We start from the raw sequence: 22,324 nt of genomic DNA on the forward strand, positions 1-22,324 counted from the left end.
GGGATGCGCAGCTTGTTCAGGCGGCCAGCAGAGGGTCCAGACCGCCCTGCCGTTCCAGCGCATGCAGGTCGTCGCAGCCGCCGACATGGGTCGAGCCGACAAAGACCTGCGGGAAGGTCGAGCGCCCGCCGGCGCGCGTGATCATCTCCTGGCGGAGATCGGGGTTGCCCGTCGCATCATGTTCGACATAGGCGACACCCTTGTTGTCGAGCAGGCGCTTGGCGGCGACGCAATAGCCGCAGCCCTGCCGCGTGTAGATCGTGACTTCGGCCATGATGGTTCCCGAATGATGTTGCAGTGCGAATTATATAGGCGTCAGTACGATCCTTCCACAACCCGCGCGAACACGACGACATCCACCGTCTTCGCCCCGCCGCGCAGGAGCGCACGCGTCGCAGCCTTCACGGTGGCGCCGGTCGTATAGACATCGTCGACCAGCAGCACATGCCGGCCCGTCACCGCGGGCCGGGCCGCGACCGGCACGCGGAATGCGCCCTGCACATTGGCGGCGCGCTCGGCCGGCTTCAGCCCGACCTGCCGCCGCGTCGCCTTGAGGCGCACCAGCGCATCGGTCGAAAGCGGCTTGCCGAACGCAGCCGCGATCGCCTGCCCGATCATGGCCGACTGGTTGAAACGCCGGCGCCAGAGCCGCCGCCTGTGCAGCGGCACCGGCACGATCAGCTCGACATCCCCCGCGAACTCCGCCGCCGCACGGGCCATCATCTGCCCGATCGGCGCGGCGAGCTCGGTCCGGTCATGATATTTGAGGCCCTGCACGATCTTGCCCGACAGCGTATCGTAGACCGCGACGGCGCGAAGCCGGTCAAAGGGCGGCGGATCGGCGATCGCCTCGGCCGAAAGCGCATGGGCGCCGATATCATAGCCGAAGGGGATGGCGAGGCGCTGGCAGAACGGCCGCTCGATCAGCCTGAGCGCGCCCCAGCATGCCGCGCAGAGCGCGCCCGTCCGCGCCACGGGCCGCCCGCAGCCCATGCAGGCCGGCGGCAGCGCGAGATCGACCAGCGCACGCCCGAGGCCCGCCAGCCGCAGGGCGACGGTGCGATGAAGGCGAGGCGCGGTCTCGGCATCGGGCGACATGCCGTAGCGTAAATCACGCTGTCTGCGGCGGGAAGAGCGGAACTTTGACCAAAGGAGCCCGACGCTTCATAAGCGTGCTTCCGATCAACCCCGAAGGTGATTGTCGCGATGAGCGGTGCCCCGATCCTGTTCGACCGCAGCCTGCTTGCCGCCCATCGAAGCCGCGCCCGCCGCATGGCGACACCGGGCGCGGATTTCCTGCTGGCGCGGGCGTCCGAAGACCTGATCGACCGGCTGGCGACGGTGAAGCGGCATTTCGGGCAGGCGGCCATCATCGATGCGCTTACGCCGGATCTCGCGGCCCGGCTGATCGCGAGCGGCCAGGTCGGCACGATCGTGCGGCCGGATACCGATGACGGCTTGGCGGCGGAAGTGCTCGATCTCGCGCCGGCCTCGATCGATCTGGCCGTCAGCGCGCTGGCGCTGCAATGGGTCAATGATCTGCCCGGCCTCATGGTACAGATCAGGCGGGCGCTGAAACCCGATGGGCTGCTGCTCGCGATCGTGGTCGGCGGCGACACGCTGACGGAACTGCGCACCGTGCTCACGACGGCGGAAAGCGAAATCAGGGGTGGCGCCGCGCCGCGCGTGGCCCCCTTCGCCGACATACGCGACATGGGGGGCCTGCTGCAGCGCGCTGGCTTCGCGCTGCCCGTCATCGACACCGACCGGCTGATCGTCCGCTACGACACCATCTTCCATCTGATGCGCGACCTCCGCGCCATGGGCGCGACCAGCGCGCTGGCCGCCCGCGATCCGCGCCCGCTGACCCGGGCAATCCTCGCCCGCGCCGCGGCGCTCTACGCCGAGCGATATGCCGATCCCGACGGTCGCATCCGCGCGACGTTCGAGCTGATCTCGATTTCGGGCTGGGCGCCGCATGAAAGCCAGCCAAAGCCGCTGAAGCCCGGCTCGGCCACCATGCGCCTCGAAGATGCGCTGAAGGCGGTCAAGGGCAGCAACGAGCCGAAATGAGGCGCGTGCTCAGAGAAGCTCGATGAGCGGCGCAATCAGCGGTTCGTCGGCCGGCGGCATCGGATAGTCGCGCAGCGCCTTGGCACGCACCCATTTCAGCGCCTGACCCTCGCGGCTCTCTGGAATGCCGGACCAGCGCCGGCAGACATAGAGCGGCATCAGCAGGTGGAATTCGGGATAAGCGTGGCTGGCGAAGGTCAGCGGCGCGAGACAGGCCGTCCTGGTCTCGACGCCCAGCTCTTCCTTCAATTCGCGAATGAGCGCGTCTTCGGGCGATTCGCCGGGATCGACCTTGCCGCCGGGAAACTCCCAGAGGCCGGCGAGCGATTTTCCCTCCGGCCGCTGCGCGATCAGGATGCGATTGTCGACATCGACCAATGCGCAGGCGACGACGAGCAGGAGCTTCATGCTGGGTTTTTCTCCGGCGCGGGATCAGCTGGGGCGGCGATAGTGATAGCGATAGATCTCGTCGAAGCCGAGCGATTGATAGAGGCTCACAGCCGGCGCATTGTCGCTGATGACCTGGATGGCGGCGCTGGTAGCGCCCGCCGCCCGCGTCCAATCCAGCGCTGCCCGCATGACCGCACGGCCATGGCCCGCACGGCGGTTTTCGGGCCGCGTGACGACATTGAGATAGACACCGATGCCGCCGGCATTGACGGCGAGCGCCGCCGCCGCCGGGTTGCCCTCTGCGTCATAGGCGAGAAGGCCTCTGGATTCCGGGGCGATGAGGCCGAGCAAGGTCCTGAGCGTCTCCACCGTCGCCGGCGAATAACCGCTCATCGCCGCCTGAACGTCGAGCCAGGCCGGATCGGTCGGCTCGAAGAACCTGATATCGGCATCGACATCGAAGGACCGGCCGTCGAGGCGCATGGCGAGCACGCGGCTCTCCTCGAATGCCGTCCAGCCCGCCTGATCGAGCGCATCGAGCACGCCGGGGCCGGCGAGCGGCGTCACGCGAAAGACCGGGGCGATCGCGTGCCGCGCCGAGAGTGCCGCCATGCCGGCCAGGCGCCGCGCAGCGTCGCCATCATCGGCAGGATCGAGGCATTGGACCGAGTTGGCGCGCTTGGAATAGCCCTTGGCGAAGCGCCAGAGCCAGCTGCCATCGAGCGCCGACTTGATCGACGGCCAGGCCGACAGGCACGCCGCCTCGATTTGCAGGATCGAAGGCGACGCGTCCACGCTCAGCTCCGATAATCGCCGTTGATCGCGACATATTCCTTGGTCAGATCGCAGGTCCAGACCGTAGCGCGGCCATCGCCCAGGCCGAGATCGGCCGTGATGACGATTTCCTTGTTCTTCATGTAGGCCGAGGCGACATCCTCGGAGTAATCGGGATCGCGCTCGCCTTCGAAGGCCACCCGCGTTTCGCCGAAGGAGATCGACAGCAGGTCGCGATCGGCCGGCTCGCCGGCCTTGCCGACGGCCATGACGACACGGCCCCAATTGGCGTCCTCGCCGGCGGCGGCGGTCTTGACCAGGGGCGAATTGGCGATCGAGAACGCGACGCGTTTGGCGGACTGGTCCGAGGCGGCGTTGATGACGCGTACCTCGATCAGCTTGCGCGCGCCTTCGCCGTCGCGGGCAACCTGGATGGCGAGATCGAGCAGCACCTCGTCGAGCGCCGCCTTGAACCCCGCGAGACGCGGATCGGCGACATCGGTGACGAGTTCCGCGCCGGGAGCCTTGCCGGTGGCGAAGAGAAGCAGCGTATCGGAGGTCGACGTATCGCTGTCGACGGTGACGGCGTTGAACGAGCCGACCACGCCGGCGGAAAGCAGCGCCTGCAGCACCGGGGCGGCGATCGCCGCATCGGTCGCGACGAAGGAGAGCATGGTCGCCATGTCGGGCGCGATCATGCCGGCGCCCTTGGCGATCCCGTTGATGGTCACCGTCGCATCGCCGATCTTGACCGAACGGGTCGCGCCCTTCGGGAAGGTGTCGGTCGTCATGATGGCGCGGGCCGCGTCGATCCAGGGGCCGTCGGCGGCGCGCCGGGCGGCGTCGGGCAGCACGGCGGCGAATTTCGAGGCATCGAGCGGTTCGCCGATGACGCCGGTCGACGCGAGGAACACTTCATCCGGCCTGCAGCCGGCAGCCTCGGCCGCAAGCTGGCCCTGCGCCGTCGTCGTGGCGACGCCCTTCTTGCCGGTGAAGGCGTTGGCATTGCCGGAATTGACGAGCAGCGCCCGCGCCGAGCCGCCCTTGAGCGACTGGCGGCACCAATCAACGGGAGCCGACGGGCATTTCGACGTCGTGAAGACGCCGGCCACCGTCGTTCCCTCGGCAAAGAGCGCCAGGAAGACGTCGAGGCGGTTCTTGTACTTGATGCCGGCCTCGGCGGTCGCAAACGTCACGCCGGCGATCGGCGGCATGTCGGGGAAGGGAACGGAGAGCGGTGAAATGGCGCTGGACATGGCGGCGTGATCCGGATCGAGGCTTCATCATGCCGAACGGCCGGGCTTGCCCGGCCGTTCGAGAGTGCGGTGCAGTGTCGTCGCCGGGTTTGACCCGACGATGACAGGAGCCGGCCTTGATTGGCGGGCCTTACTTGGCCGGCTGAGCCGGCGTGTCGGACTTCAGCGTCGGGTCGATGATCTCGACCTTGTTCTCCTTGCGGAGCGTGGTCACAGCGTTGACGAAGGTGTCGCGCAGCACGAGCTGGCGAACCTGGTCCTTGACCTGGTCATAAGTCGGCAGCGGCTGCTTGCGCTTATCCGTGACCTTGATGACATGGTAGCCATACTGGGTCTTGACCGGGGTTTCGGTGTACTTGCCGACTTCGAGGGCGAAAGCCGCCTTCTCGAACTCCGGCACCATCTTGCCCTGGCTGAAATAGCCGAGATCGCCGCCCATCTTGGCGGAACCCGGATCCTTCGACTTCTCCTTGGCGATCGCCGCGAAGTCGCCGCCGGCATCGAGCTGCTTGATGATGGCCTTGGCCTCATCCTCGGTCTCGACCAGGATGTGGCTCGCCTGGATCTCTTCCTGCGGCGCGACCTTGGCGATTTCCGCGTCGTAGCGCTTCCTCACGGCCTCGTCGGTGATCTTCTCGTCGACCTGCGAGCGGAAGAACTCGTTGCGCAGCGCGCGCTCGCGCAGCAGCGTCAGCCGGCGCTGGAACTCATCCGACTTGTCGAGGCCCGCGCCCTCCGCGGCATTGGCCATCAGCTTCAGGTCGATCAGCACGTCGAGAACCGACTTGCGGCGCTGGTCGGCCGGGACCTTGGCGAGCTCCTCGCTGAAATCCTGCGCGGCGAGATCGAGGTCGGCCTCGGTGATCGGCGAGCCGTTGATCGTCGCGACGACGGTCTTCGGGTCGATCGGCGCGGGGGCTGCGGCCGGGGCGGCAGCAGCGGGAGCCGGCGTCGCGGCGTCCTGCGCGAGCGCAGGGCCGGCGAGCGCGATCAGGCCAAGAAGGGCCAGCGCGGAACCGCGCAGGCCAACGCGGCGGGTGGTGAGACGAAACGTCATCGAAGTGTCCTGTTCCGTTGCGGAGAGGGATTGAGGAGAAGGGCGCTGTCCAGTCGCGGACCATGCGCGTGGATTCGTTGCTATCGCTGCATTCTTCAGGCGTCCGGCGCCCCTGAGCCCACGTTGACATCCTTAGTGCCCCCTCTTATCTGTCTCGGATCGCGGCGTCCAGAACGCTGTTGACACCCGAGGTGACGGCGCTTCCGACGGTTTCCGGCCTGAGAGCCTGTTACAAAACCCGGCGCCGCCTCGATTTTCCTGGCGGCTCGGAACAACATTCAAGGATGACCCATGGTCGGTCTCGGTTCGCTTGCGCGTAAATTCTTCGGTTCGGCCAATGACCGCCGCGTCAAGGGCTATCGCCCGCTGGTCGCGCAGATCAACGCGCTGGAGCCGGAGCTCGCCAAACTCACCGACGATCAGCTCCGCGCCCGGACGGAAGAGTTCAAGAAGCAGATTGCAGCCGGCGCGACCGTCAGCGATTTGCTCGTTCCGGCCTTCGCCACGGTGCGCGAGGGCGCCAAGCGCGCGCTCGGCATGCGACATTTCGACGTCCAGCTGATCGGCGGCATGGTGCTGAACGACGGCGCCATCTCGGAAATGAAGACGGGCGAAGGCAAGACCCTGGTCGCGACCGCGCCGGTCTATTTGAATGCGCTCACCGGCAAGGGCGTCCATGTCGTCACGGTGAACGACTACCTCGCCAAGCGCGACGCCGAATGGATGGGCAAGCTCTATCGCTTTCTCGGCCTTTCGGTCGGCGTCATCGTGCATGGCCTCGACGACGACCAGCGTCGCGCGGCCTATGCCTGCGACATCACCTACGGCACCAACAACGAATACGGCTTCGATTATCTGCGCGATAATATGAAGTACGAGCTCTCGCAGATGGTGCAGCGGCCGCATCACTACGCCATCGTCGACGAAGTGGATTCGATCCTCATCGACGAAGCGCGCACGCCGCTCATCATCTCCGGCCCGCTCGACGACCGCTCCGAGCTCTACAACGCGATCGACAAGTTCATCCCGGACCTGACGCCGGAGGATTACGAGGTCGACGAGAAGCAGCGCACGGCCAATTTCACGGAAGCCGGCAATGAGAAGCTCGAGCAGCTTCTGGCCGCCGCCGGTCTCCTCAAGGGCGAGTCGCTCTACGACGTCGAGAACGTCACGGTCGTCCACCACGTCAACCAGGGACTGCGCGCCCACCGCCTGTTCCAGCGCGACAAGGATTACATCGTCAAGGGCGGCGAGGTGATCATCATCGACGAGTTCACCGGCCGCATGATGCCGGGCCGCCGCTATTCGGAAGGCCTGCACCAGGCGCTGGAAGCCAAGGAACACGTCCAGATCCAGCCGGAAAACCAGACGCTGGCCTCGATCACCTTCCAGAACTATTTCCGCATGTACGAGAAGCTGGCCGGCATGACCGGCACGGCGCAGACGGAAGCGGACGAGTTCCTCGATATTTACGGGCTCGAAGTGCTCGAGATCCCGACCAACGTGCCGGTTTCGCGTATCGATGATGACGACGAGGTCTATCGGACGGCGGCCGAGAAGTACAAGGCCATCATCCGCGTCATCCGCGATTGCAGCCAGCGCGGCCAGCCGGTCCTCGTGGGCACCACGTCGATCGAGAAATCGGAGCTGCTGTCGGAACTTCTCAAGAAGGAGAAGGTGCCGCACCAGGTTCTGAACGCGCGCTATCACGAGCAGGAAGCCTATATCGTCAGCCAGGCCGGCGTTCCCGGCGCGGTGACGATCGCGACCAACATGGCCGGCCGCGGTACCGACATCCAGCTCGGCGGCAATCTCGACATGCGCCTCGAGCGCGAGCTCGAGAATATCGTCGACGAGGCCGAGCGCGAGCGCCTCACGGCCGAGATCAAGGTCGATATCGCGGAGAAGAAGAAGGTCGCCCTTGCGGCCGGCGGTCTCTACGTCATCGGCACGGAGCGGCATGAGAGCCGCCGCATCGACAACCAGCTGCGCGGCCGTTCGGGCCGCCAGGGCGATCCCGGCCACTCGCATTTCTTCCTGTCGCTGCAGGACGATCTGATGCGGATCTTCGGCTCGGACCGCATGGACGGCATGCTGCAGAAGCTCGGCCTCAAGGAGGACGAGGCGATCGTCCATCCCTGGATCAACCGGGCGCTGGAAAAGGCGCAGCAGAAGGTCGAGGCGCGCAACTTCGACATCCGCAAGAACCTGCTCAAATATGATGACGTCATGAACGACCAGCGCAAGGTCATCTTCGACCAGCGCGTGGAACTCATGGCGGAAGACGATGTCGCCTCGACCGTGGACGACATGCGCAACGAGGTCATCGTCGATCTCGTCGCCAAGCATATTCCCGAGCGTGCCTATCCCGAGCAGTGGGATTCCAAGGGCCTGCGCGAGGCGCTGCAGAACGCCATCAATCTCGACCTTCCGGTCGATGAATGGGCGGCCGAGGACGGGATCGCAGATGCCGAAGTGCGCGAGCGCGTCCTGCGCGCCGCCGACGAGGCCGCCGCGTCCCGCACCGCCCGCTTCTCGCCGCCGATCATGCGCCAGGTCGAGAAGGCCGTACTGCTGCAGACGCTCGACCATCTGTGGCGCGAGCATCTCGTCACGCTCGACCATCTGCGTCAGGTCATCGGCTTCCGCGGCTATGCGCAGCGCGATCCGCTGAACGAATACAAGACCGAGGCGTTCGAACTGTTCGAGGCCATGCTGCAGAACCTGCGCGAGGCGGTCACCGCCCAGATGATGCGCATCGAGATCATGCAACAGCAGCCGACCCCGCCGCTCGCCCCCGATGTCGAGGACGTACAGGCGCTCCACCTCGATCCGGTCACCGGCCGCAACGAGATGGACGAGTCCATGCTGCTCGGCTCGAGCGATGTGGACCGCTTCGCGGCCGAGAATGTCGATCCGAACGACCCGACCACATGGGGCAAGGTTCCGCGCAACGCGCTCTGCCCCTGCGGCTCCGGCAAGAAGTTCAAGCACTGCCACGGCAAGCTGAACTAGTCCCTCGCGGGACAGGCCTCCGCCGCACTCGTCGGCGCAATGGAATACGAAATGGCCGGACATGATCCGGCCATTTGCGTCTTGCGCGGTCGCGCCCGCCCGTTCCAAGATTGGCGGGACGCAGCCGAACCGGCCTGACACCGGGACGGCGGACAGACCGGAGCAAATGCGGTTGGCAACACGAACCAATGTAACGGCGCCGGCCGATGCGGCGGCGCGGCGGGCAGTGCGGCCCGTCATCTGCTACGAGGTCGACCATCTTCCGCGCTATGACGCCGCCCTTTATGACGCGGCGCGCGCCAACCTAACCCTGATCGATACGGTGATCGTGCCGCCGCGCGAGGCGCGGACATTTCGTGTTCCGGCCGGCCATTTCTGGCGCATAGCGAGCATTGAAGGCCCGCAGGTCGGCGATCTCAATCTCTGGAATGCGCACGATCTCACCGAGCGCTTCTTCAGCGGCAAGACCCGCGCGCTCCATGCTACCCACGTCACCACCGGCGACCGGCTCTGGAGCACGCTACCGCATTTGCGGCCGCTGGCCACGATCACCCATGACACACTTGGCTGGTATGGCTTCGACGCGGATGGCGGCGGCGTGCATGACGTCATCGGCACGCGCTGCGATCCCTACACGAACCGGCTGCTCAAGGGCACCGACTACCATCATTGCTGCCATTCGAACCTGACGCGGGCGCTGGCGGCCGAATGCGGATTGCCCCTCGACGCGGCCGAGTCGCATGTTCATGACGTGCTGAACGTCTTCATGTGCACAGGCTTCACGCGCGACACGCACCAGTATTTCATGAAGGCGAGCCCGGTACGTCCCGGCGATTTCATCGAGTTCTTCGCCGAGATCGACCTTATCGGCGCGCTTTCCGCGTGCCCCGGTGGCGATTGCGGCGCGCAGCATTCAGCCGACGTCGCGCAGTGCCATCCGCTCTCGATCGAGATCTTCCGCCCCGCGGAGGACGCGCTTGCTGGATGGCATTCGCCGCCGCAAAACGCGTATTCGCGCAGCCACGGCACCTGACCCGGTGAACGCAAAGGGCGCTGATGCGTCTCTTCGCCTAACCTGAAACGGCGAGCTTCTTCTTCAGCTTGCCCCAGAAGCCCGCCGGGGCTTCCGGCTGCGGCGGGGGCGCCACGACGACCGGGCGGATGGGGGACGGGACCGGCAGCGGCACGCCCGGCGCGGGAACGCCACCGACAGCGACGGAAGCGGTCGCTGCATTGGCCTCGACGAGGGCCGGCGCCGCGGTATAGGCCGCCGTGGCGTCACCGCCGGCAGCAGCAACCGGCGGCTCGACCGCCATGGTCGCCGCGTCGACGCTCTTCTGCGCCTCGGCGACCGCCTTCTGTTGGTCCGTAGCGGTCTTGGCAGCCAGCTTCTGCGCGTCGGCTGCGGCCGTTTCGGCGGCGATCTTGTCCTCGGCGTCATACTTGGCCGAGAGCGAGGCGAAGACGACCTGGTCCTTGGCCTGCTTCTCCTTCACGGCCGCATCGAGCCAGACGGGAACGCTCATATTGGCCGGGCACGGTGCCGAGGCATTGAGCGGCACGCCGCCCGTATCCACGTCGAACACGTAGCGCCGATTGCACACGCCAACGACCGGCGGCTTCCGCGTCACCTCGAAATGATCGCTGCCCTCCTTCAGCATGACCCAGAACTCCATGTTCGGATCATTGCGGTGCTTCGCCATGTTCTCGGGCGTCATGCGGAAGGGATAGAGATGGACTTCGAAGGAGCGCTGCCCGCCAAGGAAGGCATCGCGCGCCAGCCAGTAGATTTCGCCGGCGGCCTCATCGGTCATTGAATAGCAGCCCGCCGAAGAGCAGGCGCCGTGCACCATCAGATTGGTGCCGGTGCGGCCGAGGGCGCTGTCAAAGGCGTTGGGGAAACCGATATTGAAGGACAGGAAATAGTTCGACTTCGGGTTCATCTGCCCGGGCTTGATCGTATAGAAGCCCTCCGGCGCCTGACGGTCGCCTTCCCTAATCTTCGGGCCGAGCTTTCCCGACCATTTGCAGATCTGATAGGTCGAGAGCAGCGCGTATTGCCCATCGCGCCGCTGCTTCCAGACCTCGAATTCCGATGTTTCCTTGTAGGAGCGGATATAGATCGGCGCCTTCGGATCCATGTTGAGCTTTTCCATCCGGGCGGTGAGCTTCGCCGGGAGGGGGCGCATATCCTTGGGGATGCCGTTCGAGCCCTGGCAAGCCGCAAGGACGAAACCCGCAAGGATCAGCAGCAGGGCCGCAAGGGCGTGGCGCAACCGAAGGGACGGAACACTAATCGGCATCAACATCCTCTGCGGACGACCGCGCGATGCTAAGGTCTGACGCAGAACCAGCCCGCCGCAAAAGACGGGCTGCGGTCACGCCTCGACCGGGACTCGAATCATATCCCGGGAAATGCACCGCAACACGGGCGGAATCGTGTCAGAGGGACCGCCCGATCGCAAGAAACTTCTCGCGGCGCTGGCGGCGGATTTCCGCCTCGTCCATGCCGTCAAAGGCAGAGAGCGCCTTGGCCACCGCCTGCCCGACCGCATCGATCGCCTCGTCGGGATTGCGATGCGCACCGCCGACCGGCTCGGCGATAACCTCGTCGATGACGCCGAAGCGCAGGAGATCCTGCGCCGTGATCTTCATGTTGGTGGCGGCATCCTGCGCGCGCGTCGCATCGCGCCAGAGGATCGACGCTGCGCCTTCCGGCGAAATCACGCTGTAGATCGCATGTTCGAGCATCAAGACGCGATTGGCGGTGGCGATCGCGATCGCGCCGCCCGAGCCACCTTCGCCGATGATCACCGATATGTTCGGCACACCGAGCCCGAGACCGGCCTCGGTCGAGCGCGCAATCGCCTCGGCCTGCCCGCGTTCCTCGGCACCGATGCCCGGATAGGCGCCGGCGGTATCGACCAGCGTAATCACCGGCAGGCCGAAGCGCTGGGCGAGTTCCATGATGCGGACCGCCTTGCGATAACCTTCCGGACGCGCCATGCCGAAATTGTGACGGATGCGGGTCTCGGTGTTGTTGCCCTTTTCCTGCCCGATCACGGCGACCGGGCGGCCCTGGAAACGGCCGAAGCCGGCCAGGATCGCCTGATCCTCGCCAAACTTGCGATCACCCGCCAGCGGGGTGAATTCCGTGACCAGACGCTTTGCATAATCCGCAAAGTGGGGCCGGTCGGGATGACGCGCGACCTGCGTCTTCTGCCACGGCGTCAGCTTGGCATAGATCTCGGCCAGCGCCTGACCGGCCTTCGCCTCGAGCTTGGAGATTTCCTCGCCGACGGCGACCGCATCGCCGCTCTCCCCCAGGGTGCGCAGTTCCTGCACTTTGCCCTGAAGATCGGCGACGGGTTTTTCAAATTCCAGAAAGGTTCGCATCCAGACCTGCAAGCCGGACAAACATGGTCAGGGCCGGTGCCGAAGCGCCGTCCCCCGAAGCGGGCGCACACTGGCCGTAAGGCATCCGGCTGTCAAGCCGAGCCTTGGGCGGCCTGTTCAGACCGTGCCACCGACACTCCCGGACCCCACAAAAAAAGCGCGCCTCACGGCGCGCCACGATCGAGGTCTGGGTCGAGAACTGAGCGAGGAAATGCGCCGCTGGGGTTGGCGGCGAACACTCTCGTCACGAAGGTGGTCCGGCTCGGTAAGAGAACCCCGGGGGGCTGGGGGGCTGAGAAATTCCGAAGTTCCCACCAAGCCGGACCGTCTCGTGTGACAGTGACCTTATCGCTTCCTAATGCGGCTGGTGCCGGGCTGAAAAGGGGCGAAACAATGGAATCGTCGGTGGTGCCTTCACGCCTTCGTGAGCGCGTGAGACTTCGGCGCCCCTCTGGCCGGGCGGCCGCGGAGCCTTGCCAGATCGGATGAAGGGGCAGATCATGACGTCTCGATGACAGATAATGGCGCGTCAGACGCAGGAGGCGCAGGTGAGCGAGAGCGGTGATCCCGAGATATCCGGCGGCCATGCGACCCTCGTCGCATTCGCCGCCAACGGCGCCTCCCGGCCAGCCCCTCAGATCGCCTTCGACCGACGCGAATTGAACGAGATCCTGCGCATCTACGGCCGCATGGTGGCCGCAGGCGAATGGCGCGACTACGCGATCGACCATCTGCACGACAAGGCCGTGTTCTCGATCTTCCGCCGCACCTCGGAAGTGCCTCTGTTCCGGGTCGAGAAGGACCCGAGCCTCGCCCGGCGCCAGGGCGCCTATGCCGTGATCGCGGCGGGCGGCTACATCATGAAGCGCGGGCACGATCTGAGGCAGGTGCTGACCGTCCTCGACAAGCAGTTGAAGATCGTCGAGAGCTGATCAGAGTATTGGCGGCTCGGCAGATCCCGGCCCCAGCGCGCGCTGCATCAGCACGCTGTCGAGCCAGCGCCCATGCTTCCAGCCGACATTTTCGAGGATCCCGACCATGCGAAAGCCCAGCCGCTCATGCAGGCGGATCGACGACTTGTGGCCGGAATCACCGATGACGCCGACCATCTGGCGGAATCCGGCGACCTCTGCCGCCGCGATCAGCGCCCCGAGGAGTTGCCGGCCAAGTCCCCGCCCCTGCGCATCCGGCGCGAGATAGATCGAATCCTCGACAGTCGACCGATAGGCAAGACGCGGCCGATAGGGACCGGCATAGGCATAGCCGGCAATGCCCCCCCGCCGCTCCGCGACCAGATAGGGATGCCCGCCCGCAAGCAGCGCCTCATAACGCCGGCGCATCTCACTCTCGTCGGGCGGATCGAGCTCGAAGCTCGCCGTGCTCGTCGTAACCGCATGGGCATAGATGCCCGTAATGGCGGAAAGATCACCGGGAGCGGCGGTACGGATCAGGAAATCGGCAGTCATCGCGGGGTCCAGCACAACAAAAAAAGGGCGCAGCCGAAGCCGCGCCCTTTCCTTTAACCGAAACCTGACTTAGCGGCGATCGCCGAAAAGGCGAAGCATCATCAGGAAGAGGTTGATGAAGTCGAGATAGAGCGTCAGCGCGCCCATGATCGCCTTCCGGCCGGCGACGGTGCCGTCATCGCCGACATAGTACATTTCCTTGATCTTCTGCGTGTCATAGGCCGTCAGGCCCACGAAGATCAGCACGCCGATGATCGAGATCGCGAAGCCGAGCGCCGACGATCCGATGAAGATGTTGACGATCGAGGCGATGATGATGCCGATCAGGCCCATGAACAGGAACGAGCCCATGCCGGTCAGATCGCGCTTGGTCGTATAGCCGTAGAGGCTCATCGCGCCGAAGGTGGCGGCGGTAATGAAGAACACCTGCGTGATCGACTGCGCCGTGTAGACGGCGAAGATCGAGGACAGCGAGACGCCCATCAGCGCCGCATAGCCCCAGAAAACGAGCTGCGCGGTCGAGGTCGACATCTTCTGGATGCCGAAGGACAGCCAGAATACGAGGCCGACCGGCGCCAGCATCAGCACCCACATCAGCGGGCCGGTATAGATCGTTGCGCCGAGGCTGGTGAGCATCAGCCCGTTGGCCATCTGGCCGACGGCCTGCGACGGGTCGCTCGTCACGGCCAGCTTGAAGATGCCGAGCGCGGCTGCGCCGGTGATCATCAGGCCGATCGCCATGTAATTGTAAACCTGCAGCATGTGGCTGCGCAGGCCCTGATCGATAACACCAGTTTCGGCACGCGCTGCGCCAAACGGTGAGACGCGATTGTCGAAATCTGCCATCGAAGTCCCTCTCCAAACAAATCGCGCGCTTACCGCGCGATACCCCGCTTCATTCCGCTCACACGGCCCCGAAGGGCCAGCGCGCGGCATTCTGGCGGTTCCGCTAGGATATGGCCCCGCCTTCATGGCCGCGCAAGAGCAGCCACGGTTCAAGTCATGGTAACCGATGCCTGGGAGTGAGCCTATCGGTTTCTGGCGCGAAATCGGCGCGAAAGGCTAAAGATTTCGTAATACGGGCGCCGCCTTCTGGCCGAGCAGGCGCCATGTTCCGACGAGCCCGAGGGCGATCGTGAGCAGCACCGCGCCGACCGCGGCGCCAAGAGCGGCACTCGGCAGGAAGACGAAGCTCTGCTTCATCACCCCCGCTACGACGCCCCAGGCGGCCAGGGTTCCCGCAACCACGCCGAACAGGGCGGTCGCAATGCCGAGCAGCCCATATTCGAGCCCGAACGCCGTCAGCAACTGGCGCCGTGTCGCGCCGAGCGTCTTCAGGATCACCGCATCATGCAGGCGTCGCCTGTGGCCCGCGGCGAGCGCGCCGGCAAGGACGAGAACCGAAGCCGCCACCGCGATCGACGAGGCGACACGGATCGCCAGCATCAGCTGGCCGAGAATGGACGAAATCCGGTCGAGCGCATCGCGGACGCGGATCGCCGTCACGGCCGGAAACGCCTTGCCGACATCGCGCATCAATTGCGCGTCGGCGGCCGGATCGCCGCCCGGATAGGCGAGCGTCGCAAGGGCAGAGAACGGCGCGCCGGCGAAGGTCGAGGGCGAGAAGACCATCACGAAATTGATGGCGAGGCTCTCCCATTCCACTTCACGCAGATTGGCCACCGTAGCCGTGATGTCGCGACCAAGCACGTTGACGGTGATGGTATCGCCAAGCTTCAGGCCGAGCCCGCGCGCTACGCCCAATTCGATTGAGACCAGCGGTGGCCCCGCATAGTCGGTCGCCCACCAGTTGCCCGCGACCACCCGCGCATTCTTGGGCGGGGCCGCCGAGAAGGTGATGCCGCGATCGCCCTGCATGACCCAGGCGATATCGGGCGCCGGCTTCACATTGGCGGCCGGCGTACCGGCGACGTCGATAATCCGGCCGCGCAGCATCGGCACGCTCTCGATCGTCGCGTCCGGACGCTCCTGCTTCAGGAAGCTGGTGAAGGCGTCGAGTTCGGAATTCTGCACGTCGAGGAAAAAGAAGCCCGGCGCTCGCTCCGGCAGGGAGCGCGTCAATTGCCGCTGCAGGCTGCCATCGATCAGCGCGATTGTAACAAGAACCGTCAGGCCGAGACCGAGCGACAGCACCACCGAATGGGTCAGCGCGCCGGGCCGATGGATATTGCCGACGGCAAAGCGCCATTCCGTCGAGCTCGATCGCGGCGCCCGTCTGGCAAGCGCGGTCACGGCAAGCCCGACGAGCCGCAACAGCAGGAAGGCGGCCGCAATGGCAACCACGAACATCAAGGCGATGCGCCGGTCATAGGCGAGCAGGACGGCCAGCGCGGCCAAGATGCCCGCCGAGGCGATGGCGGCCGCCACGAAGGCCGGGCGCAATCTGGCACGAGCGGCCGCCGCACCATCGCGAAAGAGCGCCGTGGGCGCAATATCGCGCGCTTGGCCGAGCGGCATGAGCGCGAAGGTCAGCGCGGTCATCAGGCCGTAGATCGCGGCGATGGCGAGCGCGCCGGGATAGAAGCCTGTTTCCGCGCCGACCGGCAGCACGTCCGCGAGAAATTGCAGCGCGACGATCGGCACCAGCGCGCCGATGACGAGCCCGATCGCAACACCGAGCCCGGCGATCAGCATGATCTGGATCAGGTAGGTCGCGACCACCATGCGGCCCGGCGCGCCGAGTGAGCGCAGCGTAGCAATGACCGGTCGCTTCACATCGAGGAAGGAACCGACCGCATTGGCGACGCCCACACCGCCCACAATCAGGGCAGCGAGGCCGACCAGCGTCAAATATTGCGCGAACTGGCCGATGTTGCGCTTCAGGCCGGGCGAAGCATCGTCACGGGTGCGGATCTGCCAGCCCGCCTGCGGAAACGTCTTGTTCGCCTCCTCCGTGATCCGCGCCACGGCCGCATCGTCGGATGGCGGCAGCTTGAGCCGATAGGACCATTGCACCAGGCTGCCCGGCTGGATCAGCTCGGTCTTCGCTAAGCCTGCCTCAGACAGCATGAGGCGAGGCCCGAAGCCGAGGCCGGTCGCGAGCTTGTCCGGCTCGTCGGCAATCATGCCCGAGAGCCGAAGCTGCGCCGAGCCGACATTGATCGTGTCGCCCACCTTGAGCCCGAGTCGGGTGAAGAGTTCCTCATCGGCGACTGCATCCAACGGCCTCTCGGCAGCCGGCTGCGTGCCGCCTTCGACCACGACCAGGCGGCCATAGAGCGGATAGGCCGCATCGATCGCCTTGATCTCGACCAGCGTCTGGTCGGAGCCGTCGGTCTTCCGCGCCATGCCGCGCAGGCTCGCGATCTCGGAAACGGTTCCCTTGCCGGCCAGGAAAGCGCGCTCCTCAGGCGAGGCCTGCCGCTGGACCAGCGTGAACGCCATGTCGCCGCCAAGGATCGCCTGGCCCTGGCGCGCAAGACCATCCGTCATGGCACGCGAGACGGAGCCGACGGCGGCAATCGCCGCCACGCCGAGCGCGATACAAGCGAGAAAGACGACGAAGCCGGAAAGACCGCCGCGTAATTCACGCAGTGCGAAACGGAGCGGCAAGGGAACCATGGCCCTCATTCGGCCGCGCTCCGGCGATGGCTGGTTTCGGCCAAGGGATCAATGATGCCGGAGTGAATCCGCACCACCCGGTCGCAACGATCGGCGAGCGCCAGATCGTGGGTGACGAGCACCAGCGTCATGCCGCGTTCGGAGGCGGTCTGGAACAGCAGATCGGCGATCTGGCGTCCGGTCGTCTCATCGAGATTGCCGGTCGGCTCGTCGGCAAACAGGATCGCCGGCCGGGCAACCAATGCGCGCGCAATCGCGACACGCTGTTGCTCGCCGCCGGAAAGCGCAGTCGGATAATGGTCGACCCGATGGCCGAGGCCGACCAGTTGCAGCTCTTCCCGCGCCCGCTCGAAGGCGTCGCGCTTGCCGGCGAGCTCCAGCGGAACGGCCACGTTCTCGAGCGCCGTCATGTTCGGGATGAGGTGGAAAGACTGGAAGATGATGCCGACATGGGCGCCGCGAAAACGCGCGAGACCATCTTCGTTCAGCGTGCCGAGATCGACGCCGGCAACTGTCAGGCGTCCGCTATCGATCCGCTCGAGGCCGGCCATGGTCATCAGCAATGTCGATTTGCCGGAGCCGGATGGACCGACGAGGGAGACCGTTTCACCGGCCAGGACCGACAGGCCCACCTTCTTCAGGATGTGAACGCGGGCCGCCCCCGATCCCAGCGAGAGGTCGACATCGGAGAGCGCGATGGCGGCTTGCGGCAGCGGGGCTGGATCGACCAATGCGTGAGACCCTATATCGTGCGACGGCAGGGTCGTCTGTCGAAGGAGCCGGCGAGGTACCGAATGGACGCCGGCGTCCTGCATTTCGCGGCGTATCGAACCAATATGGGTGTGAGGCGATGACGATAAAGAGCTGGCTTGCCGCAATTTCTCTCCTCTGCGCCTCAACTTTGTGCGCGCCCGCCCTGGCGGCGCCGATCCGGATCGTCGCCTTTGGCGACAGTCTCTCAGCCGGATACCAGCTCGGGCCGGGTGAAGGCTTCGCCGATCAATTGCAGGCGGCGCTCCGCGCCAAGGGGCATGATGTCACCGTGGTGAACGCCAGCGTTTCCGGCGACACGACCAGCGCTGGCCTCGCGCGGCTGGATTGGTCGATCGACCCGACCGCCAACGCCGTGATCGTGGAACTCGGTGCCAACGACATGCTGCGCGGGCTCGATCCGACCATTCCGCAGAAGGGCCTCGACACCATCCTGGCACGGCTCAAGGAACGAGGCCTTCCGGTTCTGCTCGCCGGCATGCAGGCGGCGCCCAATCTCGGCGCCGACTACGCAACTAAGTTCAACGCCATCTATCCGGAACTGGCAGAAAAGTACGGAGCGGTGCTATATCCGTTTTTCCTCGATGGCGTCGCAGCCCAACCGGGCCTGCGCCTTGCCGATGGCATGCACCCCAATGCCGCCGGCGTGGCCGTGATCGTCGCGCGGATCCTCCCTTCCGTGGAGCAGCTGATCGCGCAAGTGAAGCCGTGAGCCCTTGAGGCCATGGGCCTCGGGCGCTGAGCCGCACGCCCCGCATCCGCCAACCCTCGACGCGCCTCCCCGCGCGGATCTCCGGAGCTCGACTATGGAATATCGTTCGCTCGGACGGACCGACATCAAGGTGTCGGCCATCTGCCTCGGCACCATGACCTATGGCCAACAGAACACTGAGGCCGAGGGGCACGAGCAGCTGGATTACGCGCTCGACCAGGGCATCAACTTCCTCGACACGGCCGAGCTCTACTCGATCCCGCCCCGGGCCGAGACGCAGGGCTCGACCGAGCGAATCATCGGCACATGGCTGAAGGCGCGAGGCAACCGCGACAAGGTCATCATCGCGAGCAAGGTCGTAGGCCGGACTGCCCAGGAATGGTTCCGCGGCGGGCGCCCCTCGAAGCTCGTGCGCGACGACATCCGCCATGCCATCGAGGGCAATCTGAAGCGCCTGCAGACGGATTATATCGACGTCTACCAGTTGCACTGGCCGGACCGGACGGTCACGCAATGGGGCTCCAATCCGACCGTCTATCGCCTGCCCGCGCCGGCCGCCGATGAAGTGCCGATCGAGGAAACGCTCGCCGCGCTCGACGAACTGGTCAAGGAAGGCAAGATCCGCCATGTCGGCCTCTCCAATGAGAGCGCATGGGGCACGATGCGGTTCCTCTCTGCGGCGGAAGCCGGCGAGGGGCCGCGCGTCGTCTCGATCCAGAACGCCTACAACCTCCTGAACCGCACTTATGAGGTCAATCTGGCCGAAGTGACGATGCGCGAGCAGGTCGGCCTTCTCGCCTATTCGCCGCTGGCGCAGGGCTATCTCTCCGGCAAGTACCAGAAGGGCGCGCGCCCGGAGGGGGCTCGGACGACGCTCTTCAAGCGCGGTGATCGTTACGAGACGCCGGGCGCCGAGGAGGCGATCGAGGCCTATCTCACCATCGCGCGTGAGGCCGGCATCGATCCCTCGCAACTGGCGCTCGCCTTCGTCACGTCGCGGCCCTTCGTCACGTCCAACATCATCGGTGCGACGACGATGACGCAGCTCAAGGCCGATATTGCGAGCCAGGAACTCGTGATCACGCCCGAACTTGAGGCGAAGATCGACGCCGTCCACCAGTGGCGCGGCAACCCCTGCCCCTGAGCGGACGAAGGAGCCCTTTACAGGCCGGCATCAAACCGCAATGCTCGAAACGTCCTTCCACGATTAACAAGGAGGGCGACGATGCCGCGCCTGTTTACTGCTCTGGAAGTACCGGCCGAGGTCGGACAGCGGCTTTCCCTGTTGCGCGGCGGCCTGCCCGGCGCGCGCTGGATCGACGAGGAATTTTACCACGTCACCCTGCGCTTCATCGGCGACATAGACGACCGCACGGCGGACGAGATCGCCGACGCGCTCTCCCGCGTGAAGCGTCGCGAGATCGAGTTGCAGTTTGGCGGCCTCGATGTCTTCGGCAGCTCGAAACCGCACTCGATCGTGGCCCGCGTTCCATCGACCCGGGCACTCGGCGAATTGCAGGCCGAACATGAACGCATCATCCAGCGGATCGGCCTGCCGCCAGAGGGAAGGAAATTCCTGCCCCATGTGACACTGGCGCGGCTCCGAGGCACGGCGCATCGCGATGTCGCCAACTATCTGGCGCTGCGCGGTGGCTTCTTCGCCGGGCCGTTCCCCGTCAGCCGCTTCGTGCTCTATTCTTCGAAGGATTCGACCGGCGGCGGCCCCTATCTGCTCGAGCAGAGCTATCCGCTCGCCGAGGTCGCCTGATGATCGCCAGGCTCACTGCAAACGAGCGCGACGAAGCTCTCGCCGCGCTCGTTGGCTGGGCGCCGGTGAAGGATCGCGACGCAATGACGCGGACCTTCATGTTTGCCGATTTCAAGGAGGCCTTCGCCTTCATGACGCGCGTCGCGCTGGCAGCCGAAAAGATGGACCATCATCCGGAATGGTCGAATATCTACAAGACCGTCACCATCACGCTTTCAACCCATGAGGCGAACGGGCTGACGCGGCGCGACATCGATCTGGCGAAGATCATCGACGGCTTCGTCTGATCGGCCCTACCAGGGCGGGTCAAGCGACGCGCGGCCGGACAGATTGCCTTGAATGCTATCCGCGCCCCATTCGGCGAGCAGCGCTGCCGATTCTTCATCCTGCACCCACTCCGCCACGGTCTCGATGCCGAGGTCGCGGGCGAGCCCCAGAATGTGGCGGACGAAGATCTGATCGTCCTCGTTCGTCGCCAGATGCTCGACATAGCTGCCGTCTATCTTGACGAGATCGACGGAGAGCGCTCGCAGGTTGCGAAACGAGGTGAAGCCGGCGCCGAAATCGTCGATGGCGAGACGGGCGCCCAGTTCATGGACGCCGGCGACAAACCGGGCCGTCTCCTCCAAATTGCGGATGGCGCTGTTCTCGGTGATTTCCACGATCAGGCGCGGTCCGATATCGGGCCGGTCGGAAACCGCGCCCTTCAGTCGCTCCAGCCAGTCCGGACCGGCAGCCGTTTCCGGCGCGACGTTGACGGAGAGTATCGCGTCCGGCTGTGCCGCCAGCGTCTCGACCGTCTTGTCGAGAACGGCCAGGTCGAAAAGCCGAGCCAGACCGAGCCGATCGGCGAGCGGCACGACGTCGCCGGCCGACCAGATCGTGCCGTCCTCATGCGCCAGGCGCAGCAGAGCCTCATAAAATATGGGCTCGCGCGAGCGGATATCCACCACGGGCTGGAATGCGATCGTGATGCGCCCTGACGAAAGCGCGCCAATCAGGCGGCGCGACAGCATGACATTCTCGCGCCGCCGGGCCTCATGTTCGCTCGAGGGAGAGAAGGCCACAAAGCGCCCTCTTCCGGCAGCGCGCGCGACGGCGAGGCTGTCCTGTACCCGCTCCATGACCTGCTCTCGGCTGACCGCGTGACGGGGGATCACGACCCCACCGATCGAAACCGTCACGGATACGGCCCCGTCGCTGAGCGCGATCACATCTTCACGGGCTGCGGCGAGAAAGCGGTGTGCTGCCCCCGCCATTTCCTGCTCGTCGCAGTTCAGCAGGATGAGGCCGATCTTGTTGGCCGCATATCGGCCAATTGCATCGCCGTCGCGGAGCCGACCTCGAATGCGTTGCGCCATGGCGGCGATCGCTCGGTCGCCGGCCTGGAAACCATAGGTTTCGTTGATCAGGCCGAAATCATCGATCGCGATGATCACGAACGCTGCGACGGAGTGAAACCGTCGCGCATTGTCGATGGTCTCGTCGACGAGATCGAGCAGGTAGGAGCGATTGAAGAGACCGGTCTGCTCGTCATAGCGGGCCAGGAAAGCGAGCCGCTGCTCGCGCGCATGTCGTTCGCCGATGGCCCTGACGACGCCTTCGGCGCGCATCGGCCGGTCCGTCCCATCGGCATGCCAGCGCCCGATATCCTCAACCCAGATCAGCGGACCATCGACGCCCGCGGGACGGAGCGCATATTCGATCTGGTAGGCGACACCCTCACCCTCGTCGACGCCAACGCCGTTCCGGACCGTGTCGTGCCGGGAGAGCAGATTGCCGCGGTCCAGATAGGCTGCGAAAGCCGCGCCAGTGGCGATTGCTTCCCGACTGTCGACGCCGAACAGGCCGCGGACATCGCCGTGCCACGACAGCCGATCATCCTCAAGCGACCAGCGATAGGCAACCTCGCCGACCGATGCGAGGATCGCCTCCACATCCTGGCCGGTCTCGACGTCGGCTCGGGCGCTTTTCGCGCTCTTCAAGGAACGCCCCCCTTGCTTCCCCGGGCGCGCGCCGAAACTGAATATCGTCGGAACCCGAGCTCATTATGCGCCCAAAAGC

The 22,324-nt window shown here is 65.5% G+C and carries 21 protein-coding genes; 8 read left to right on the forward strand and 13 right to left on the reverse strand.

Annotated features, from left to right (window positions below; translation table 11 throughout):
• Nucleotides 1-16 precede the first annotated feature (16 nt).
• Both grxC and QO014_RS06250 read right to left on the reverse strand, forming a co-directional pair.
• Nucleotides 17-274: a glutaredoxin 3 gene (grxC, locus tag QO014_RS06245; RefSeq protein WP_266347815.1), complete on the reverse strand. Its 258-nt coding sequence runs from the start codon at nt 272-274 to the stop codon at nt 17-19.
• Nucleotides 275-315: 41 nt separating this feature from the next.
• Nucleotides 316-1,098: a ComF family protein gene (locus tag QO014_RS06250; RefSeq protein WP_266347816.1), complete on the reverse strand. Its 783-nt coding sequence runs from the start codon at nt 1,096-1,098 to the stop codon at nt 316-318.
• A 108-nt stretch (nt 1,099-1,206) separates the two neighbouring features.
• Here QO014_RS06250 and QO014_RS06255 point away from each other — a divergent pair, with 108 nt between their 5' ends.
• The gene (locus tag QO014_RS06255) at nt 1,207-2,073 is read left to right on the forward strand and encodes a methyltransferase domain-containing protein (protein ID WP_266347817.1); all 867 of its coding nucleotides are present in this window, start codon (nt 1,207-1,209) and stop codon (nt 2,071-2,073) included.
• A gap of 9 nt (nt 2,074-2,082) precedes the next feature.
• Here QO014_RS06255 and mutT read toward each other — a convergent pair whose 3' ends face one another.
• The 4 genes from mutT to QO014_RS06275 form a co-directional block, all read right to left on the reverse strand.
• The gene (gene mutT, locus QO014_RS06260; RefSeq protein ID WP_266347818.1) at nt 2,083-2,481 is read right to left on the reverse strand and encodes an 8-oxo-dGTP diphosphatase MutT; all 399 of its coding nucleotides are present in this window, start codon (nt 2,479-2,481) and stop codon (nt 2,083-2,085) included.
• A 24-nt stretch (nt 2,482-2,505) separates the two neighbouring features.
• A complete protein-coding gene (locus QO014_RS06265) occupies nt 2,506-3,258 on the reverse strand; it encodes a GNAT family N-acetyltransferase (protein WP_266347819.1) in 753 nt (250 codons plus the stop codon).
• Between the two features lie 2 nt (nt 3,259-3,260).
• A complete protein-coding gene (gene argJ, locus QO014_RS06270; protein ID WP_266347820.1) occupies nt 3,261-4,493 on the reverse strand; it encodes a bifunctional glutamate N-acetyltransferase/amino-acid acetyltransferase ArgJ in 1,233 nt (410 codons plus the stop codon).
• 130 nt (nt 4,494-4,623) lie between these two features.
• Entirely contained in the window at nt 4,624-5,550 is a 927-nt protein-coding gene (locus tag QO014_RS06275) for a peptidylprolyl isomerase (RefSeq protein WP_266347821.1), read from the reverse strand.
• 291 nt (nt 5,551-5,841) lie between these two features.
• On the opposite strand from QO014_RS06275, the gene secA reads away from it, so the two are divergent.
• Together secA and QO014_RS06285 are read left to right on the forward strand one after the other, a co-directional pair.
• Nucleotides 5,842-8,565 (forward strand): preprotein translocase subunit SecA, encoded by a 2,724-nt coding sequence (gene secA / locus QO014_RS06280; RefSeq protein WP_266347822.1) that lies wholly within the window; start codon nt 5,842-5,844, stop codon nt 8,563-8,565.
• A gap of 166 nt (nt 8,566-8,731) precedes the next feature.
• A complete protein-coding gene (locus QO014_RS06285) occupies nt 8,732-9,598 on the forward strand; it encodes an urea carboxylase-associated family protein (protein WP_266347823.1) in 867 nt (288 codons plus the stop codon).
• A gap of 37 nt (nt 9,599-9,635) precedes the next feature.
• Here QO014_RS06285 and QO014_RS06290 read toward each other — a convergent pair whose 3' ends face one another.
• Entirely contained in the window at nt 9,636-10,868 is a 1,233-nt protein-coding gene (locus QO014_RS06290) for a L,D-transpeptidase family protein (protein ID WP_266347824.1), read from the reverse strand.
• Between the two features lie 139 nt (nt 10,869-11,007).
• On the reverse strand, nt 11,008-11,961 hold the full coding sequence (locus QO014_RS06295) for an acetyl-CoA carboxylase carboxyltransferase subunit alpha (RefSeq protein WP_266347825.1): 954 nt from the start codon (nt 11,959-11,961) through the stop codon (nt 11,008-11,010).
• A 548-nt stretch (nt 11,962-12,509) separates the two neighbouring features.
• Between QO014_RS06295 and QO014_RS06300 the strand changes: the two genes are divergently transcribed.
• Nucleotides 12,510-12,893: a DUF2794 domain-containing protein gene (locus tag QO014_RS06300; protein WP_266347826.1), complete on the forward strand. Its 384-nt coding sequence runs from the start codon at nt 12,510-12,512 to the stop codon at nt 12,891-12,893.
• On the opposite strand, the gene QO014_RS06305 is transcribed toward QO014_RS06300, so the two are convergent.
• From QO014_RS06305 to QO014_RS06320, 4 genes are all read right to left on the reverse strand, one after another.
• Nucleotides 12,894-13,427, reverse strand: a complete 534-nt coding sequence (locus QO014_RS06305; protein ID WP_266347827.1) for a GNAT family N-acetyltransferase — start codon at nt 13,425-13,427, stop codon at nt 12,894-12,896.
• 69 nt (nt 13,428-13,496) lie between these two features.
• Complete coding sequence (locus QO014_RS06310) at nt 13,497-14,273, reverse strand: Bax inhibitor-1/YccA family protein (protein WP_266347828.1); 777 nt, start codon at nt 14,271-14,273, stop codon at nt 13,497-13,499.
• A 216-nt stretch (nt 14,274-14,489) separates the two neighbouring features.
• The gene (locus tag QO014_RS06315) at nt 14,490-17,018 is read right to left on the reverse strand and encodes an ABC transporter permease (RefSeq protein WP_266347829.1); all 2,529 of its coding nucleotides are present in this window, start codon (nt 17,016-17,018) and stop codon (nt 14,490-14,492) included.
• Nucleotides 17,015-17,740, reverse strand: a complete 726-nt coding sequence (locus QO014_RS06320; RefSeq protein ID WP_266347830.1) for an ABC transporter ATP-binding protein — start codon at nt 17,738-17,740, stop codon at nt 17,015-17,017. Before QO014_RS06320 ends, QO014_RS06315 begins: the two co-directional genes overlap by 4 nt.
• A gap of 119 nt (nt 17,741-17,859) precedes the next feature.
• On the opposite strand from QO014_RS06320, the gene QO014_RS06325 reads away from it, so the two are divergent.
• The 4 genes from QO014_RS06325 (at nt 17,860) to QO014_RS06340 (ending at nt 20,547) form a co-directional block, all read left to right on the forward strand.
• Nucleotides 17,860-18,492, forward strand: coding sequence for an arylesterase (locus QO014_RS06325; RefSeq protein ID WP_266347831.1), 633 nt, complete (start codon nt 17,860-17,862; stop codon nt 18,490-18,492).
• A 94-nt stretch (nt 18,493-18,586) separates the two neighbouring features.
• A complete protein-coding gene (locus tag QO014_RS06330; RefSeq protein ID WP_266347832.1) occupies nt 18,587-19,636 on the forward strand; it encodes an aldo/keto reductase in 1,050 nt (349 codons plus the stop codon).
• An 81-nt stretch (nt 19,637-19,717) separates the two neighbouring features.
• On the forward strand, nt 19,718-20,260 hold the full coding sequence (gene thpR, locus QO014_RS06335) for an RNA 2',3'-cyclic phosphodiesterase (RefSeq protein ID WP_266347833.1): 543 nt from the start codon (nt 19,718-19,720) through the stop codon (nt 20,258-20,260).
• Nucleotides 20,260-20,547 (forward strand): 4a-hydroxytetrahydrobiopterin dehydratase, encoded by a 288-nt coding sequence (locus QO014_RS06340; RefSeq protein ID WP_266347834.1) that lies wholly within the window; start codon nt 20,260-20,262, stop codon nt 20,545-20,547. The genes thpR and QO014_RS06340 overlap by 1 nt, the downstream gene beginning before the upstream one ends.
• A 6-nt stretch (nt 20,548-20,553) precedes the next feature.
• Here QO014_RS06340 and QO014_RS06345 read toward each other — a convergent pair whose 3' ends face one another.
• A complete protein-coding gene (locus QO014_RS06345; RefSeq protein ID WP_266347835.1) occupies nt 20,554-22,245 on the reverse strand; it encodes a bifunctional diguanylate cyclase/phosphodiesterase in 1,692 nt (563 codons plus the stop codon).
• Nucleotides 22,246-22,324: the final 79 nt, after the last annotated feature.

It is taken from the genome of Kaistia dalseonensis, assembly GCF_030814715.1.
Classification (GTDB): domain Bacteria; phylum Pseudomonadota; class Alphaproteobacteria; order Rhizobiales; family Kaistiaceae; genus Kaistia; species Kaistia dalseonensis.